This window comes from Streptomyces phytophilus (assembly GCF_013870535.1).
GTDB classification, from domain to species: Bacteria; Actinomycetota; Actinomycetes; order Streptomycetales; family Streptomycetaceae; genus Streptomyces; species Streptomyces phytophilus.
The window spans coordinates 1-1,470 of sequence record NZ_JACBXC010001418.1; the positions used below are offsets into that span (position 1 = coordinate 1).

Genomic DNA, 1,470 nt, shown 5'->3' on the forward strand with positions numbered 1-1,470 from the left:
TGGCGGCGATCAGGCACGTGGACGAGAGCGTGCCGCTTGGTGCGGGGGTGAGGGGTGCGCATCGCGGCTCCAATTCATCGGATGACCCGGAAGGTAGGAACGGATACATCGGATGTCAATGGGCTGCGTACGGGTAAGTCTCCATGAGAGGCGGTGAGTTGTGGGTGATAGCTCCGATGTATCGGTCTGCGGGGGCCCGTTCGGGCCCCCGCAGCGCCCGAGCTACGCGAAGCGCAGCTTGTCCTTCCGGGCCAGGTGCAGGGTCAGGAACGCCTGGCCCGCCATCGCGCCGATGCGGTGTTCCCGCCCGTAGTACGTGTTCTCGCCGGACGCCCCGTACGTGCGGCCGTCGTCGAAGCGGGACATCATCCTGAGCTGCTCCTCGTTGTGGCGGCGCTCCCACGAGGCGGCGGCCGGGTCGATGCCCGTGTCCTGGGCCGTGAGGGAGACCAGGAGGTCGAAGTTGCCGAAGTAGAAGGGGAAGTGGGTGCCCCAGTCGTTGCCTTCGGGGTAGTGGATCTCGCCGCTGCCCGGCTGGTAGATGGTCTTCTCGGTGCCGTCGGGCGCGGGGAAGGGCAGGTCGACCAGGGCGGAGTAGACGCGGTCGATGTTGTGGAGGGCGGCGCGCGGGGCGGAGCGGCCGGCGAGGCCGTAGACGAAGCCCTCGTAGAGGCTCTGGTCGAACGCGACCATGTAGAGCGGGTGCAGGATGTGGTGGTTGTCCAGGGTGCCGTCGTCGGCGATGTTCGTGCCCTGGAGCCAGGTGGACAGCTCGATGCCGTTGATCGTCTCGCTCCCGGTGAGGTCCGCGGGGCAGGCGGCGGCGGCCAGCAGCAGTTCGATGTTGCGGCGGGCCCAGGCGGCGGCGCGCGGGTGGCCGGGCATCATGGCCTCGGCCAGGGAGAGGACGGCGGCGCTCCAGTTGTCCTCCTCCGCCTTGCTGTCGCCGGGGGTGACGGCGGTGCCGTCGCGGCGCTTCTCGTAGAGCTGCTCGCCGGAGGTGCCGATGAGGTGGATGTCGTTGCCGGTGGTGAGCCGGTCCGCCTCCCACGCCGTCATCGCGGCGAGGTGGCCGCGCTCCTGGTCGTCCAGCTCGTCCCAGAAGAGCCAGCCGGCGAGGGCGGTGTAGTACGCCCACAGTGCGCTCTGCCAGGTGTTGCCCCAACGGGTCGCGGGGTCGGCGTTGCTGGCCCGGTGCCGGGCCGCGAGGGTGCGGATGAGGTTGCGGGTGCGGATGGCGGCGTTGGCGGCGGAGAGGGTGCGCGGGTCGTAGACGCCGCTGACCAGGGCGGTGGTGGCGGCGACGGCGGCCATGGCGGGCAGGCGGATGGCGCGTTCGTCGGTGCCGCGGAGGTCGATGTAGCCGTCCGGGAGGTACGTGCGGTAGGTCCCGGCGTACCAGGGGCCGATGAGGTAGCGCGAGCTGCCCGCCAGGATCGCCCTGACCCGCCGTCCCGCGGCGTCCTGCGC

At 70.8% G+C, this 1,470-nt stretch carries 1 protein-coding gene; it reads right to left on the reverse strand.

Annotated elements, in window-relative coordinates; all coding sequences use genetic code 11:
* Window positions 1–222: 222 nt before the first annotated feature.
* Window positions 223–1,470: hypothetical protein (locus H5J30_RS32930; protein ID WP_181791352.1), on the reverse strand; the 1,248-nt coding region annotated here is incomplete at its 5' end.